Source organism: Pseudidiomarina aestuarii (assembly GCF_048263735.1).
GTDB lineage: Bacteria > Pseudomonadota > Gammaproteobacteria > Enterobacterales > Alteromonadaceae > Pseudidiomarina > Pseudidiomarina aestuarii_B.
Genome location: NZ_JBLXDX010000001.1, coordinates 198,929 through 215,237 on the forward strand (window position 1 = coordinate 198,929; position 16,309 = coordinate 215,237).

Sequence of the window (16,309 nt, forward strand, 5' to 3'; positions counted from 1 at the left end):
TGCAAGTCTAATGAGCCAAACAGACCATCTTTCACTCCTCCCAGACCTACTGGAACAGAGCGGTAGTGCCTACCATGTCTACGATTGCGGTCGCCGACTTGAGGCCATTGCTGAGGCAGACTTTCAATCGATCTGCGCGCAACAACAAGCACACCCCTATCCGTTTCAAAACCACGCTTGGCTCGCAGTCGAATTTTGGGATCCACAGCAAGCCTCCGCAGAACATTTCCTCTGGTTTCTGAAATTTCCACTCGATGAGCGAGGCTTGATCAGCTTAGCCGCTCAACAAGCGTTCGTTGCCAGTGTGCTGACATTGTTGGGACAACAAATTACAGGGGCATTAGACCCACAACAAGAGCAAGAACTGCAGCAATCTCCTTATTTGTTCACGCCATCTGAAACGCAGCGTGCCGCGCTTCATGCACAGCTGTCAGCGCGTCATCAACAGGACCCGTCTATTCACTTTGAACTCGCGCAAGAACAATTACGTTCTGCCGAGCCAGAACTGTGGCACAACATAGGTCTGCAAGGTTTACATGATGTAGCTGCGCGCTTGAGTCAAGATTCACTGACCAGTACGGCGATAGCAGACCATTTCAGTCACTATCCTCCGGCACTGCAAAAGGCACTCGCCGAGGCACTTGAGCATCAAGAGTTACCGAGTGCACTAGCTGAAGCTTTTACTCAGGATTTGATCGCTCGAGCAGCACCAGAATTATACAGCGTTGAATATATTCATCGCTTGCGCGCGCTTGCTAGTCAATCACAGCAGCCCCTTACGGCAACCCTGATTGATCATATTCTGCAGCACCCTAATGCTGACCAACTGGTTTTAATTGGATTACGTTTTTGGTCAACGCTGGTTGACCAAACTTCGTCTCAGCAGCCGGATCAGTCGCGCTTATATCGCTATGTTCACGCTCTCGCGCAACTACAACAACAGCCGCTGTTTGCTGCCTTAATGGCTGATTTATTGCGCTTACCTAGCGTCCGCCCCTATCTACTGATGTTGTTACAACGCAATGACCTGCCCACCGTCGTACAATCAGCTTGGCAGGCGTTCATTGCCGGAGTCGCTCATGCTCGCTGATGTCATTTTATTACTGGGTTTATGTTTTGGCGGCTACTTGTTTTGGCAGGGACGGCGTCAAGCGGAGGCAGCGCAGCAACATGCCCGGCGCTACTGTAAGCAAGAGGGTTTACAATTTCTAGATTTAGCTTGGCAAGCAAGCCGACCACATCGCTGGGGTCGGCGGTTTGGTTGGCAAAGTCGCTATAATTTTGGCTTTTCGAGTGATGGTGAGAGCCGTTATGAGGGTGAGATCACGCTGTTAAACCTGAGTCTTCAACGCGTATCCACACCGCCCTATCGACTCCCTACTGAGTAGAACTCGTGGTCGAACCCAGCACCCGGCGGAATGTGCGCACCCAAAAATCTTTATACATGACCCAGTCGGCAGCCAATGAGTAGGCCGGATATTTAAATGTCGCGGGCTTATTATGTTCAAAGCCAAAGTGACCCAGCCAAGCAAAGCCGTATCCGGCCACCGGAACCCACAACAATGACCACCAATTCTGCGTCCACAACGCATTAGCAATAATCAGTAACACCAAGGTGCTACCAATGTAATGTAACGCCCGACAGCGCGGGTTCGAATGCTCAGCCAAGTAATAGGGATAGAATTCTGCGAAGTTCTTAAATGCCATGCGTATTCTCCTTGTTCGCTGCTGTTGTCGCTGATTCTCGCTCAGCAAACAACAATTCACCTAGTATAGAGCCTACTTGTACCGAGGTGACTCTTCGATAACCATGCTGCTCAAACAATGGCAAATAGTGTGGCTGAGTAATATAGACCGCAATACCAGCCGAGGTTTGATCCTCTTCGAGCAGTTGCCGTGCTGCACGCACTAAAACATCACCCCAACCTTGCTGTTGATAGCGCGGATGAACCGCGATAAACGCCAGCATATGATAATCTTCCTCGGGCATTGCCGCTTGAATCAACGCCTCTTTTTCAAGTAATTGACGGGTTGAGACATAACCAGCCGTCAACAACATTTTGAGGCGCCAATGCCAATAACGCCCCGGACCAAAACTTTTCCCAGGCCGAGTTAAACACGCCACGCCCACCAGACTCTCACCATCGAACACGCCAACCATGGGTTGCGCAGCTTCCCAAAATGCAGCGAGTTCTTCACGAATTGCGGCTCGCAGGCGCTTCTCATAATCAGCTTTGTCCGCTTGGAACAATTCCATGAACAAAGGATCGTCATAGTAAGCTTGATACAACAGTGAAGCAGCGATTTTCAAATCTTCTGCCACTAAATACGAAAGTTGTGCTGTGTCTAACGCAGCGGGAGATATTGTTGTCATTGTGTGTCCCGATGTTTTTATGTCGTCTCAGAATGCCTGATTTGTGTCCAAAATGCGATGGCTTTTCATGCCTCTTCATCGCTGCTTTGCAACCGCGGTGTTACCTCCTGAATGAACGCTTCGAGTGAGTCTGCTAAGACTTCATGTTGCCCCTGCCCGACCCATTCCAAACCAACCACCCCCGTTTCATTGTCAACGGTCAGCAGCAAGTCGTCAGCTTCTTCAGCGAGTCCAATAAATAGTGTAGGTGGCTGCTTCAATCGCCGCTTCATCAAAATATGGCCTGCACAGTTAGCTAATAATCGTTCGCCATCTTCTCTACAATGAATGTGTAACAATTGCAGTGGATGATGATTCCAATCCACCGCTAGGTCACCGGCAAACCAGCGTGAATAGTAGTCCGCAAAATCTGACTGAAATGGCATTTCTAATGCGGCGGCTAAATCTTTAAAATTCAGCGGATGGGTCTGCTGAACCGGCTGCCAAATCACATAATCAGGATCATTGTCCCACGGCTCTCGGTAAATAGGCGCATCCCAGTCGTCCTGGCGCTCCACCAATAACGGTTTATTGTGTTCAGCGTAGAAACGGACATAGCGGTCTATTAACGCATCAAGAGCAGTCGTGATCGACATCGTAAATTCCCTCGTTACTACTTATGGTTACTGTACTGTGGACGATGTCCAAATCAGCTAGCATCTCATTCCGGACACCGTTACAATATTCGGCTGCGTTTAGCCTAGCATAAAACGCTCCAAACCTGATTTGAATAACCAACAAACAACCGTTCGTGCGATTTAAGGAATATCATGACAAACCCACTCGGCCATTTGTCTTTAGGACAGCCGACTCAGTATCCAGACCAATACGATGCGACGCTGCTGCAAGCGGTACCTCGACAGCTCAACCGTGAGCCGTTGGGCCTTAATGCTGAGCAATTGCCGTTTACGGGTGTGGATTATTGGAATGCCTATGAAATGTCATGGTTGAATCAACGCGGTGTGCCACAAGTGGCTATTGTTGAATGTCAGGTTCCTATTGTGAGTCCGAATCTCATAGAATCGAAAAGCTTTAAGCTTTATCTCAATAGTTTTAATGAAAGTCGCTGGGAGTCTTGGCAGCAAGTGCAAGATCAACTCAAGCAGGACCTGTCGCACTGCTCGGGCGCAACCGTTCAAGTTCAATTGATTGGTCTCAAAACAGCCAGTGCGGATGGGTTTGTCGACTTGCCGGGACTTTGTATTGATCAAGTCGATGTCACCATTACGCAGTATCACTACGAACCGCAATTGCTGCGCTCGGTAAATTCGGGCACAATTGTTGAGGAAACGTTGCACAGTCATCTCCTGAAGTCGAATTGTCTTATCACTAATCAACCCGATTGGGGATCGGTCCTGATTCGCTATCGAGGCCGTCAAGTCGACCATGCAGCGCTATTGCAGTACATAGTCTCATTTCGAAACCATAATGAATTCCATGAACAATGCGTGGAGCGAATTTTCGTAGACATGAAACAACAGTTGCAAATTGAACAGCTGACCGTCTACGCCCGCTACACGCGACGCGGCGGTTTGGATATCAATCCGTTCCGCTCAGATTTTGAAACGGCACCACGTCAACAAAGACTGGTGCGGCAGTAATACAAGGATATGAACAAAGAATGAAAATAACTATCTCTCCCCGCGGCAGTATGAGTTTGCTGTCGCAACTTGAAATTTCGCGCCTGCAACAATCCAGTGATGAACAGCTGTATCGTCTGTTTCGCAATTGCTGTTTAGCTGTTTTGAATGCGGGTAGTAACACCGATAGCAGTGAAGAAATTTTTGATAAATACAAAGACTTTGACGTCAATGTCCTCAAATGTGAGCGCGGTGTTCAATTAGAGCTGATCAATCCACCGGCTGAAGCCTTTGTCGATGGCAAGCTGATTGTCGGTATGCAAGAGCTCGTCGAGGCCGTACTGCGTGACATTCTCTTCACCGGTGAGCGGTATAACGCACAAACGTTGGACTCTGCTGATACCCATACGTTGACGCATGTCGTATTCGATATCTTGCGCAATGCGCAGGTCATTCAACCCAATCTCGACCCAAATATCGTGGTCTGTTGGGGTGGTCATTCAATTAATGAAATTGAATACAAATATACCAAAGAAGTGGGCTATCACTTAGGGCTACGTCATCTCAACATTTGCACGGGTTGTGGTCCTGGAGCTATGAAAGGCCCAATGAAAGGTGCCACCATTGGACACGCCAAACAACGTATTGCTGATGGCCGTTATTTAGGTTTCACCGAACCGGGTATTATTGCTGCAGAACCGCCAAATCCAATCGTCAATGAATTAGTGATTCTGCCGGACATCGAGAAACGCTTAGAGGCCTTTGTTCGCTGTGCACACGGGATTGTGATTTTTCCTGGCGGTGCCGGAACAGCGGAAGAAATGCTGTATATTCTGGGTATTTTAATGCACCCAGATAATGCGAAACAAAAACTGCCGCTGATTTTAACTGGTCCACAATCCAGCCGTGGCTATTTTGAGGCTATCGACGCTTTTGTACTGGATACCTTAGGTGCGGAAGCTCAGAAATTCTACAGCATCATTATTGATGACCCTGCTGCCGTAGCGACCGCCATGAAACAAGGTGTCAGCGAAGTCAAAGAATACCGTCGCGAAACCGGTGACTCGTACAGCTTTAATTGGACGCTGCACATTGATGAAGCTTTCCAACGTCCGTTTGTACCCACTCACGAGCGCGTACGGAACTTGAATCTTCACAAAGACCAAGCACCTCAGGCGCTGGCGGCTGACTTGCGCCGTGCATTTTCGTCCATTGTTGCGGGTAACGTGAAAGATGAAGGCATCCGTGCCATTCGTCAGCATGGACCATTTGAAATTCATGGTGAGCGCGATATGATGCGCAAATTAGATGTGCTCTTGCGTGCTTTTGTTGAGCAAGGCCGAATGAAATTGCCGGGCAGTGTTTATCACCCTTGTTATCGAGTCGTGACAGACTAAACGGCAGAAAGCGAGTTCACCATGCCTAAAATGTTAAAGATTGTCATTATCGGATTCGGCATCTACGTTGCAGCGATTGCTGCAACGGTCTTCTTTTTCGAAGCGGATCCGGAAAGTCTAAGTTGGCAAGAGCGCGAAACCTTTAATCTGAAGCAAATCGGTCGCCTTGATCTGGGCACCGCCAAAGGTGACGTGATCCGCTTACTCGGTTCTCCCGATTTTAGCGAGGCCAAGGCCACCAGCGACAGCGAAGTGTTAGTGCTGTTTTATCGAACCCATCACGTTAAATCAGATGGCATCACAACGCGAGATGAGTGCACACCGCTGCTCTTCAAGGATGATTTACTCATCGCTTGGGGTGCAGATGCTTATAGCGAATATCAATCGTTTTAATGAGGTGCGCAAGCACCTCATTTGCTATACTCCGCGCACCTAAGCATACCGCCCGGTATGTGTTGTCTTCAGGTTAGGAAACAATCTCATGAGCACGACTATTACAGTCATTCCAGGTGACGGCATTGGCCCCGACATTGTCGACGCCACACTGAAAGTTCTTGATCACGCTGGCTGTGATTTTACTTACGAATTTGCGGATGCAGGTCTCGCAGCGCTAGAAACTACCGGCGAGTTACTACCACAAACAACGTTAGATGCGATTGCGCGCAATCGTGCAACGCTCAAAGGTCCTTTAACGACGCCAGTGGGTGAAGGTTTTACCTCAATCAACGTCAGCTTACGCAAGCAATTTAATTTGTATGCCAACGTACGCCCTGTCCTCTCCTTTAAAGGGACGAAGGCGCGTTATGAAGACATCGACATTATTACGATTCGCGAAAATACTGAGGGCATGTACTCAGGTCTAGGCCAACGAGTGAGCGAAGATGGCAGTGAGGCAGAAGCACTCAGCCGTATTACACGCGTCGGTTCTGAGCGCATTGTACGGTTTGCATTTGAATTGGCACGCCGCGAAGGCCGTAAAAAAGTCACGGCTGTGCACAAAGCGAACATTCTTAAATCAACGTCAGGACTGTTTCTGAAAACTGCTCGCGCTGTTGCGGCTGATTATCCAGACATTCAGTTCGACGAGATGATTGTTGATGCGGTATGTATGAAACTGGTCATGAGCCCTGAGCAGTTTGATGTGATTGTCACCACCAACCTGTTTGGTGATATTTTGTCTGACTTATGTGCTGGTTTGGTCGGCGGCTTAGGCATGGCACCAGGTGCAAATATCGGCGAGAGCTCAGCGATTTTCGAAGCGGTACATGGTTCAGCTCCTGACATTGCTGGGCAGAACTTGGCGAACCCAACCGCTTTATTACTGGGTGCGATTCAAATGCTCGAGTATTTGGAGATGCCAGAACAGGCCAAACGTATTCGTGCAGCTATCGTTGATGTCATTGCGAGCGGTGATCGCACGACACGTGATTTGGGTGGCCAACACGGCACCACTGATTTCACGCAAGCGATTATCGATCGCCTGTAACACCCAGGTTCAAAAAACGAAAAAGGCTGGCAAGAGAATTCATCTCTTGCCAGCCTTTATTTTACCCAAACATTGCTAGACAATTCGGGCGTGTACGGTGATTTCTTCTCGATCATGGTAGAGTTGTTTGGCTGACAATTCAAAGCGACCACGACCTTCCTCTTGCAGTCGGACAGTGATGTGTTCGAGCGCTTCTTTAGCCGCGGCATAGCGTTTCTTCATCGGCAACTTCAGATTAAAAATCGCCTCAATACAGTCGCCTTCAATCAGCCAGTCGGCCATGAGATCTGCAACCCGAGATGGTTTTTCCACCATATCGCAGACGAGCCAAGTCACATTTTTCTTCTTCGGACGAAATTTAAAGCCGTCTTCCTGAAAATACTTCACTTGTCCCGAATCTAATAGCTTTTGATCCATCGGCCCATTGTCTACCGCTTGCACCATCATGCTGCGACGCACTAATTGATAAGTCCAGCCGCCTGGAGCAGCGCCTAAATCGACTGCATTCATTCCTGAACTGATACGCGTTTCACGCTCATGTGCTGGGACAAAGACTTGAAACGCCTCATCCAACTTCAGCGTCGAACGGCTGGGTGCATCTGCAAATGAACGTAACCGTGGAATACCCATCAACCAAGGGGATTGGTTGTAGCTATAGGAATAGCCTAACACAACCCTTTGCCCAGACAGAAAAAACGCATGCAGCGTAGGACGCCGATCAGACTCCTCGGCTAATAGCAGACCGGCTTTACGCAGACCCTGCCGCAGTGGCACTGTGAATTTTCGACAGAATTTGGTTAATTCTTTGCCATCATTGGTATCTGGGGTCTCGACCCGCAAACTACCCAAGGGTTTAACGCCTTCAAAAGCTTCCACCGTAACTGCGTCCAACAGAGCCAATTGCAGTGCACTCACGCGATCTTCAACTGGCAACGCGGTCAATTCGCTGAGTACCGCAATAAACTGGCGGCAAAAAATGAGCTCGCGGAGCACGAGTTTACGCGCTAGATGGTCCGCTTCTTCAGGTTGACAGCGATACCAGACATAGCCTTGCTGCGCTTCGGTTTGGCAGTAACCAAACACGCCTAATAATGCAGTTTTGTCCTGCAATTCAGCCGCGCAGTCGTTTTCAAAGCCCGGTCGACAGTAAGCTAAAATGCCGCTCATACCTAAATTCACTCATTCGATGTTTGCAAAGGGGCGCTATTATGCACGAGTCGCACGCAGCGGTCGATGGCTGCTTGCCACAACTGCGATTTTTCGAAACCGCTGCGCTTGGTTGGGACAAAACTGTGATCACCGGAATCTAGCCAAGCTAACTGGATATTCTTGGGTAAAGTGTAGCTCTTCACTTCATCGGGCTTACCAAATGGATCGCGGTCGCCTTGAATAATTAAATTCTGTGAACAGTGATTGTGTAAATCATCGAGTCGGAGTTTGGCCGGCTTGCCTTGCGGGTGAAATGGATACCCCAATGCAATAGCAGCACGTGCCTGCACCGCGTCGGCAATTCGAAATGCAACGCGTGCACCCATCGACTTTCCCATCACAATTAAAGGTTTGTCGTCGTTAAATTGATGGCACACTGTGAGCATACAATGTTCAAGTTCTGGCATCCGATTCGGAGGGCGGCGTTTGCCGGTATCCATGAACTGTTGCCAATAGGGAAAATTAAAGCGGACCACTTCGATATCATGCAATGCCAGACCTAACGCAAAAAATTGCATGAAGTCACTCTGCAGACCGGCACCTGCACCGTGTGCAAAAACCACTCGAAAACGACCATCCAAGTTATCGCGTTGAATAGCGACTCGTTGTCCAGTCGCCGCTGTCATGCTTGCTGACCGTTATTCGTAAGCATCCTCTTCCTCTTCGACCACACTCAATAACCAATTACGGAATGTCGCAATTTTACCGACTTCTGCTTGAGAATCACGGCATACAAGGTAAAAAGATTTTAAACGTGGTAAAGCTTCCGGAAAAATTTGGACGAGGTGTCCCGCGTCAATTTCTGGTTTGACCAAGACATTATTCGCGAGTGCAATGCCTTGCCCATGCACAGCTGCTTTGAGGGCGAGGTTGGAATGACTGAATATCGGCCCGTTATCCCCTTTATTCTTATCAATGCCAACCAACTTAAACCAATCTTTCCACGCATTACGGGTTTCATCATGCAACAAGGTATGATTTAGCAGATCGGCCGGTTCGCGCAGGGGCTTATTACTGTTTAAGAGCAATGGCGAACAGACAGGTAGCAGATACTCATTATGTAGCTTGTAGGCTTTCAATCCAGGCCACTTACCAGCACCGTAGTAGATAGCTACATCGACGTCATCGGTTAGCGAGCCATCCACTTCATCAACGGCACGAATACGAACATCGATATCTGGACAGGCCTCTCGAAATCGACTAAGGCGTGGGACAAACCACAAAATAGCAAAACTCGGAGGAAGTGAAATTGTTAACGAGCCGCGCTCACTCGCATTCTTCAAGCGCTCTGTGGCTTGCAGTAAGTGATTAAAGATTTCTTTTAGTTCGAGGTAATAGGTTTGCCCTTCCGTAGTCAACAGCAAGGAGCGATTCCGGCGGAGAAAGAGCTTTACCCCCAGAAAGTCTTCCAGTGCTTTCACCTGATGACTCACAGCTGCCTGCGTCACGAAAAGTTCATCGGCAGCACGAGTAAAACTCAAATGCCGTGCCGCCGCTTCAAACGACTTTAACGCATTCAGTGGGGGTAATTTTCGCATGAGTTCCTATTACAGTCGTACACCACCATCTATTTCTACCACACGACCACTGAAGAAGTCATTTTCTATGATGTAGCGAGCACTGTGTGCAATTTCATCCGGCTGCCCCCAACGACGCAATGGCACCATGCTGAGCGCGCGCTCAATGGCTTCTGGCTTCATCGCGGCGGTCATTGGCGTTTCAATAAAGCCCGGCGCAATAGCACCACAACGAATACCAAACCGTCCCAGTTCACGTGCCCATGTCACGGTCATCGCTACCACACCGGCTTTGGTTGCAGCGTAATTGGTCTGCCCCATATTACCAGCGCGAGCAACGCTCGAGATATTGATTATTACGCCACCTTTGCCAGCCTTCGCCATGTGCGCGGAAGCTTCACGACCACAGAGAAAAGTTCCGGTCAGATTCACGTCTAAAACCGACTGAAATTGTTGTAGTGGCATTTTCTGCGTAATTTCGCCATCTTTGCATTTGATCAGCAAACCATCGCGCAAAATACCTGCGTTATTGATAAGTACATCGATACCATCAAAATCAGCAGCGATATCGTTAAAGGTCGCCTCAACTGCGGCTTCATCAGTGACATTCATCACATAACCACGCACGACACTAGCACCCAACTCACGACACGCATTCGCAGCTTCGTCGAGGGTCTCGGCATTCATGTCAATCAACGCTAATTGTGCGCCATCTTTGGCGAAATGTTCGGCCATTGCGCGCCCAAGACCCTGAGCGCCACCGGTAATGACTATCGTACTGTCTTTAATTTGCATGCTGTTCTCGCTATTTCGTTTGTGGTTTCACGTAATTGAAGATGCTGGAAAAGTCTTCGCGACCATGTCCCAACTGCGCCCAACTGCGGTACAAATTCAACGTCAATGATCCCATCGGTGTACTCGCACCACTGGCTAATGCCGCTTGTTGCGCCAGCCCGAGATCTTTGCTCATCAGGTCAACTAAAAAGCCACCTTGATAGCCTTTACTGGAAGGCACATTATCCATGATATCGGGACACGGATTATATACTTCTAAAGTCCAGTTTCGACCTGAGCTTTGCAACATGATTTCCGACATGACTTTTGGATCCAAACCATGAGCGATACCCAATTGCAGGGCTTCCGACGTACCTACCATCAGCACCGACAGCAGCATGTTATTGCAGATCTTCGCCACTTGTCCGGCACCAATATCACCTGCACGGAATACATTTTTGCCCATGTCATTCAGAATAGAGCGAGCTTGCTCAACAGCCGCTTCGCTACCCCCACAAATGAAGGTCAACGTGCCTGCGATGGCACCACCAACGCCGCCTGAAACGGGCGCATCAATGAAGGTAATGCCTTGTTTGCCAAGCTCTGCGCCCACGTGTCGTGCGGTTTCCGCTGCAATCGTACTACAATCGATCACCACGGTGCTTTTGCTGAGACTGTGTATCAACCCCTGCTCGCCGAGATAAACCCCTTGAACATGCTTATCTGCAGGCAGCATGCTGATCACAAAGTCAGCTGCGTCAGCAACGGCTTGCGTACTGCTGGCAACCTGACAGCCTTGCTCGACAGCCACTTTGAGTGCATCTGCACTGAGATCAAAAACCGTCACCTGATGACCGGCTTTCGCTAAGTTCGCAGCCATGGGGCCGCCCATATTCCCTAGTCCGATAAATCCAATCTGAGCCATAGCTCCTCCGAATTCGTTATGCTTCCAATTACAGCAGGCAACTAAGCATTAGCTTATGCTCATAAATCTCGCAGTGGATGTTCCGCTGCAGCCCAGGGCGAGGTGAAAAATGCATCCACTTCTTCCGCATCGACAGCAGCCACCGAGTCGTGTTGCCAGCGTGGTTGTTTGTCTTTGTCGATCAATAATGCGCGAATACCTTCACGGAAATCACCGCGGGTACAACATTGGACGGATAAGGTTAATTCCATCCGGAAGCAATCTGCGAGGTTCAAATCAGCGCCATGCTGTAACTGATTGAACACGATGTGCGCAGTCATCGGGCAGCCTCCAGCAAGCGTCTTCTGCGCACGCTGAAACCAACCATCGGTGCTTGGCTCTTGCGTAATAGAAGCCACCACATCCGCTGCTTCCGCTCCGGTGGTGACCCGCTGAATCACTTCGAGATGTGGCTCAACCTGAGCTGCTGGCGGCTGTTGTTCCGCCGCTGGTGTGAATCCAGCAAGCAGTTCACTCACTTGCGTACGGTTGGCAGCGGCTGAATTCGACCATGGCAACGCCAACAACGACTCGATGACAGTGCTCTTGTGTGAGCTACTGACAAAGTGATCAGCTAAATTCAAAAACAACGCGTCAGTAGCATTGATGTGCGCACCCGTCATTCCTAAAAATAAGCCACAACCTGCCGGCATTTTGTTCAAGAAGTAAGTGGCACCCACATCGGGGTACAAGCCAATCGTGATTTCCGGCATAGCCAGCAATGAACGTTCGGTAACAATGCGATGGCTACCGCCATTCATCAAGCCCATACCACCACCCATAACAATACCGTGGCCCCAGATAATAAAAGGCTTTGGATAGGTTTGGATGGTGTAATCTAATCGATATTCTTGCCCGAAAAAGTCAGCAACTTCATCAACCAAAACACCGGGTTTGGCTTCCATCGCACGATACATAGCAACAATGTCGCCACCTGCGCAGAACGCTTTTTCACCCGCGCCTTGCAAGAATACTGCTGCAATATCGTCAGCGGCAGCCCAAGCGTCGAGTTGTGGCTGTAACCGCTGAATCATATCTAGACTCAACGCATTGAGTGACTTCTCGGAATTTAATGTGGCAACGCCGAGCTTGAATCCACTCGGCGTTTGTAGTTCTTCAAATAGCACCACGTCTGACATGCTTACTCCTTAGAGGATGGCACGATCCAGATCAGCTAATAACCGGCGACCGATAATCACCCGCATGATCTCATTCGTACCTTCTAGAATCTGATGAACGCGAACATCTCGAACATGACGCTCTAACGGATATTCTTTGATGTAGCCATAACCACCATGAATTTGGAGCGCTTCGTTACACACAGTAAAACCGACATCGGTAGCAAAGCGTTTTGCCATGGCACAGTAAGTGGTCTTATCTGCATCATCCGTATCCACTTTAAATGCAGCCAACCGCACCATCTGCCGTGCAGCAACCAACTCGGTTGCCATGTCTGCTAGTTTGAACTGCAGCGCTTGGAATTGACCCAACGCTTGGCCAAACTGCTTCCGTTCCAACATATAATCACGCGCTGTTTCCAGTGCGGCTTGGGCGGTACCAATAGAACACACGGCGATGTTAATTCGACCACCATCGAGTCCCATCATGGCAAACTTAAAGCCTTCGCCTTCTTTACCGAGCAAGTTAGCCGCAGGAATACGTACATCTTCGAAAGTAATCAGACGTGTCGGTTGGGCATTCCAACCCATCTTGTCTTCTTTCTTGCCGTAATGGATACCTTCAGCGTTGGCTGGGACTACAAACGCAGAAACGCCTTTAGGTCCAGCTTCGCCAGTACGGGCCATGACCACCAGCACATCGGTGCTACCCGCACCCGAGATGAACATCTTCGAACCATTCAGAATGTAGTCATCACCATCTTTCTTCGCACTGGTGCGCAAGCTCGCGGCATCAGAACCTGAACCAGGTTCAGTCAAACAATACGAACCTAATTTTTCACCGGTCACCAGTTCTGGAACCCACTCTTCAATGACAGACTCGGTACCAAATGAACCAATCATCCAAGCAACCATGTTATGGATGGTCATCATGGCAGTGGTTGCAGTACAACCCATGGCGAGTTGCTCAAAAATCAGCGCAGAGTCCAACCGGCTCATGCCAAAACCACCTGCGGATTCCGGCGTATACATCCCCATAAAGCCCATTTCACCGGCTTTGCGGAATACTTCAATTGGGAAATGCGCTTCCTCATCCCATTTTGCGGCAAAAGGCGCCATTTCTTTGTCTGCAAACGCGCGAGCTGTATCCACAAACGCTTGTTGGTCATCCGTTAAATTAAAATTCATAGCGACACCTTTAACCTTACTTCAGATGAATCGTCATATTCGGGCCATTGGCATCAGCGATATCGCTTTCAAACCAACGGGCAGTGATCGTTTTGGTCTCTGAGTAGAAACGCACTGCTTGCTTACCATAAGCATGCAAGTCACCGAAGAACGAACCTTTCCAACCCGTGAACGAGAAGAATGGCAGTGGTACCGGAATCGGAATATTGATACCAACCTGACCCACTTCTACTTCATGTTGATATTTACGCGCAGCAGCACCGCTTGCGGTAAAGATCGACGTGCCGTTACCGTATGGGTTGGCGTTGACTAATTTCAATGCATCTTCCAATGTATCCACTTCGGTTGCACACAACACTGGACCGAAAATCTCATTCTTATAGATTTCCATATCGGTCGTGACTTTAGAGAACATGGTTGGACCGACCCAGTTGCCACTCGGGAAACCTTCAACTTGGCAATTGCGACCATCAATGAGCAGTTCAGCGCCTTCTTTCTGGCCCTGCGTAATAAAGTTTTCAACGCGTTGCTTGGCTTGCGGACTGATCAACGGACCATAAGCAGCATCTTTGTCGTTCCAACCACCTGGTTTAACCTTAGCGAGCTCAACAGCGATTTCCGGGATCCACTCTTTCGCGGCGCCGACAAATACGGCAACAGAAATGGCCATACAACGCTGTCCAGCAGCTCCGACAGAAGCACCAACGATGTTACTGATCACTTGGCTCTTATTCGCATCAGGCATAATCACACAATGGTTTTTCGCGCCAGCAAACGCTTGTACGCGTTTCATATTCTCGGTACCACGGCGATAAATGTATTGACCCACCGCAACGGAGCCCACGAAAGAAATCGCACGAACCGCTGGCTCATCCAGAATAAAGTCGACTTGATCTTTACCGCCATGCAACACTTGTAAGACGCCCTTCGGCGCGCCAGCTTGCTCAAACAGCTCGACCAAACGCGTTGGCGTTAGTGGATCTTGCTCAGACGGTTTCAAAATAAAGGTGTTACCGCAAGCTATCGCCAGTGGGAACATCCACAACGGAATCATGGCTGGGAAGTTAAAAGGTGTAATACCTGCGCACACGCCAAGCGGCTGCGTGTAGCTGTATGAGTCGATACCACGGGCAACGTTTTCAACCGTTTCGCCCATCAACAGTGATGGAATATTCGCAGCGTGCTCAACTACTTCGATACCACGCCAGACATCGCCTTTCGCGTCATCGAACGTTTTACCGGTTTCGCTAGCTAGAATTTCGGCAATTTCATCGTGATGCTCTTTCAATAACGCTTGATAGCGCATCATCACTCGCGCACGCTCGGAAACAGGGACTTCTTTCCACGTCAGAAAGGCTTTCTTCGCGCTAGCTACCGCTGCATCCATCTCATCCTGAGTCGCACATGGCACCTGCGCAATGACTTCCTGAGTAGCTGGATTCGTGACATCAATCCAGCGGTCTGACTTGGATTGCACGAATTCACCGTTGATAAATAATGGAACCTTCTTCATTTTCACTTCCTCATAGTCATTCGTTATTCGTTGTTCGTACGTTCACTGCGTTCACTGTTCGTCCACTCGCTTCGCTCGTTATTCGCCAATGCAGGTATGTTTTGACGAATAGTGCAGCGGACGAGCAACGAAAAACGAACAACGCTCTTGGGTGCATTACAGCATTTTTTGGGTTCGATGAACATTGACGATCTTGCTACCATGATGGACAATATTGGCATCATTTGTTGACAACCTTGGGTACTTGAACCGCCATGTCGCAACCTTCTAATTGGCCTTTACCCGCCGGTAGTTCACGTATCGTACTGCCGTTAGAGCTGACTCAGCAGTTGTCCCAACATCCGCTAACGAAACATCTATACCCGCTTGCTTATGGACATTATTTGCAAGCACATGGGCACAGTGCTACGCGCCAGACTCACTCAGATTACTTACTCATATTTTGTCATCAGGGGCGTGGGCACTACCAACTCACGCATCAGCAAAAAATCATTCAAGGCGAGCTCAATGCTGGCCAATTACTTTTGATTCCGCAGCACGTTGCGCATCATTATGCCGCTGATGAGAGCAATCCTTGGAGCATCTATTGGCTGCACTTCCAAGGCAGTTCAGCACAAGCCGCATTAGCCAACCTCAGGCTGACTGTTGCTACGCCAACTTTGTCCATTCAGCATTGGCGTACCCTATTGCCCTTAGTCACTGACTTACTCAATCTCCAGCATCAACGATTTACGATTGCTGGCGGGGTTTTAGCCGCGACACTATTACAACACTTACTCGCACAACTGCCGCTGTTAACCGAACCAACCACAGGAAGTAGTTTCTCGCTCCCAGCGTTAGAGCGCTTTATGCGTGACAATTGTCATCGTGATCTGAGCCTTGATGATTTTGCTGCATTCACTGGGCTGTCACGCTATCATTTCGCCAAGAAATTTAAGGCATTGACGCATACCGCTCCAATGCGCTACTTCAATCAATTAAAAATTGATTTAGCCTGTCAATTGCTGGATACCACAACCGACTCCATTCGAACCATTGCAACCGCTGTTGGTTTTGATGATCCCTATTACTTTTCGCGGTTGTTTAAAAAAACCATGGGTATTGCGCCTCAATTCTATCGCGATACCCATCAACAACAGGACATCTAACC

General features: G+C 49.0%; 18 protein-coding genes. 7 read left to right on the plus strand and 11 right to left on the minus strand.

Going from position 1 to position 16,309, the window contains the following annotated elements; translation table 11 throughout:
• Positions 1-10 precede the first annotated feature (10 nt).
• Positions 11-1,090 carry a DUF3549 family protein gene (locus ACN0S4_RS00935; protein ID WP_417655878.1) on the plus strand — a complete coding sequence of 360 codons (1,080 nt, stop codon included), beginning with the start codon at positions 11-13 and terminating at the stop codon, positions 1,088-1,090.
• Entirely contained in the window at positions 1,080-1,388 is a 309-nt protein-coding gene (locus ACN0S4_RS00940; protein ID WP_417655879.1) for a DUF3301 domain-containing protein, read from the plus strand. Before ACN0S4_RS00935 ends, ACN0S4_RS00940 begins: the two co-directional genes overlap by 11 nt.
• Here the strand turns inward: ACN0S4_RS00940 and ACN0S4_RS00945 are convergent.
• From ACN0S4_RS00945 to syd, 3 genes are all read right to left on the minus strand, one after another.
• On the minus strand, positions 1,378-1,707 hold the full coding sequence (locus ACN0S4_RS00945; protein ID WP_417655880.1) for an Mpo1-like protein: 330 nt from the start codon (positions 1,705-1,707) through the stop codon (positions 1,378-1,380). The two genes, ACN0S4_RS00940 and ACN0S4_RS00945, sit on opposite strands and share 11 nt — an antisense overlap.
• Positions 1,697-2,374 (minus strand): GNAT family N-acetyltransferase, encoded by a 678-nt coding sequence (locus tag ACN0S4_RS00950; protein ID WP_417655881.1) that lies wholly within the window; start codon positions 2,372-2,374, stop codon positions 1,697-1,699. The genes ACN0S4_RS00945 and ACN0S4_RS00950 overlap by 11 nt, the downstream gene beginning before the upstream one ends.
• Positions 2,375-2,439: 65 nt before the next feature.
• Positions 2,440-3,009: a SecY-interacting protein gene (gene syd, locus ACN0S4_RS00955; RefSeq protein ID WP_417655882.1), complete on the minus strand. Its 570-nt coding sequence runs from the start codon at positions 3,007-3,009 to the stop codon at positions 2,440-2,442.
• A gap of 174 nt (positions 3,010-3,183) precedes the next feature.
• On the opposite strand from syd, the gene queF reads away from it, so the two are divergent.
• The 4 genes from queF to ACN0S4_RS00975 all read left to right on the plus strand — a co-directional run bounded on the left by queF (position 3,184) and on the right by ACN0S4_RS00975 (position 6,876).
• A complete protein-coding gene (gene queF / locus ACN0S4_RS00960) occupies positions 3,184-4,014 on the plus strand; it encodes an NADPH-dependent 7-cyano-7-deazaguanine reductase QueF (protein ID WP_417655883.1) in 831 nt (276 codons plus the stop codon).
• A 20-nt stretch (positions 4,015-4,034) separates the two neighbouring features.
• On the plus strand, positions 4,035-5,390 hold the full coding sequence (gene ppnN / locus ACN0S4_RS00965) for a nucleotide 5'-monophosphate nucleosidase PpnN (protein WP_417655884.1): 1,356 nt from the start codon (positions 4,035-4,037) through the stop codon (positions 5,388-5,390).
• Between the two features lie 21 nt (positions 5,391-5,411).
• Positions 5,412-5,783, plus strand: coding sequence for a DUF3192 domain-containing protein (locus tag ACN0S4_RS00970; protein WP_169929965.1), 372 nt, complete (start codon positions 5,412-5,414; stop codon positions 5,781-5,783).
• 88 nt (positions 5,784-5,871) lie between these two features.
• A complete protein-coding gene (locus ACN0S4_RS00975; protein ID WP_417655885.1) occupies positions 5,872-6,876 on the plus strand; it encodes an isocitrate dehydrogenase in 1,005 nt (334 codons plus the stop codon).
• Positions 6,877-6,951: 75 nt separating this feature from the next.
• On the opposite strand, the gene rlmM is transcribed toward ACN0S4_RS00975, so the two are convergent.
• From rlmM to ACN0S4_RS01015, 8 genes are read right to left on the minus strand one after another with little or no spacing between them, the layout of a single operon-like run.
• Positions 6,952-8,043 carry a 23S rRNA (cytidine(2498)-2'-O)-methyltransferase RlmM gene (gene rlmM, locus ACN0S4_RS00980; RefSeq protein ID WP_417655886.1) on the minus strand — a complete coding sequence of 364 codons (1,092 nt, stop codon included), beginning with the start codon at positions 8,041-8,043 and terminating at the stop codon, positions 6,952-6,954.
• An 8-nt stretch (positions 8,044-8,051) separates the two neighbouring features.
• Positions 8,052-8,711 (minus strand): alpha/beta fold hydrolase, encoded by a 660-nt coding sequence (locus ACN0S4_RS00985; protein ID WP_417655887.1) that lies wholly within the window; start codon positions 8,709-8,711, stop codon positions 8,052-8,054.
• Positions 8,712-8,723: 12 nt separating this feature from the next.
• A complete protein-coding gene (locus ACN0S4_RS00990; protein ID WP_417655888.1) occupies positions 8,724-9,623 on the minus strand; it encodes a transcriptional regulator GcvA in 900 nt (299 codons plus the stop codon).
• A 9-nt stretch (positions 9,624-9,632) separates the two neighbouring features.
• On the minus strand, positions 9,633-10,397 hold the full coding sequence (locus ACN0S4_RS00995; RefSeq protein WP_417655889.1) for an SDR family oxidoreductase: 765 nt from the start codon (positions 10,395-10,397) through the stop codon (positions 9,633-9,635).
• A gap of 10 nt (positions 10,398-10,407) precedes the next feature.
• Positions 10,408-11,301 (minus strand): 3-hydroxyisobutyrate dehydrogenase, encoded by an 894-nt coding sequence (gene mmsB, locus ACN0S4_RS01000; protein WP_417655890.1) that lies wholly within the window; start codon positions 11,299-11,301, stop codon positions 10,408-10,410.
• Positions 11,302-11,360: 59 nt separating this feature from the next.
• On the minus strand, positions 11,361-12,479 hold the full coding sequence (locus ACN0S4_RS01005; protein ID WP_417655891.1) for an enoyl-CoA hydratase/isomerase family protein: 1,119 nt from the start codon (positions 12,477-12,479) through the stop codon (positions 11,361-11,363).
• Positions 12,480-12,488: 9 nt separating this feature from the next.
• A complete protein-coding gene (locus ACN0S4_RS01010) occupies positions 12,489-13,646 on the minus strand; it encodes an acyl-CoA dehydrogenase family protein (protein WP_417655892.1) in 1,158 nt (385 codons plus the stop codon).
• A 16-nt stretch (positions 13,647-13,662) separates the two neighbouring features.
• Positions 13,663-15,159: a CoA-acylating methylmalonate-semialdehyde dehydrogenase gene (locus ACN0S4_RS01015; protein WP_417655893.1), complete on the minus strand. Its 1,497-nt coding sequence runs from the start codon at positions 15,157-15,159 to the stop codon at positions 13,663-13,665.
• A 254-nt stretch (positions 15,160-15,413) separates the two neighbouring features.
• On the opposite strand from ACN0S4_RS01015, the gene ACN0S4_RS01020 reads away from it, so the two are divergent.
• A complete protein-coding gene (locus tag ACN0S4_RS01020) occupies positions 15,414-16,307 on the plus strand; it encodes a helix-turn-helix domain-containing protein (protein ID WP_417655894.1) in 894 nt (297 codons plus the stop codon).
• Positions 16,308-16,309 lie beyond the last annotated feature (2 nt).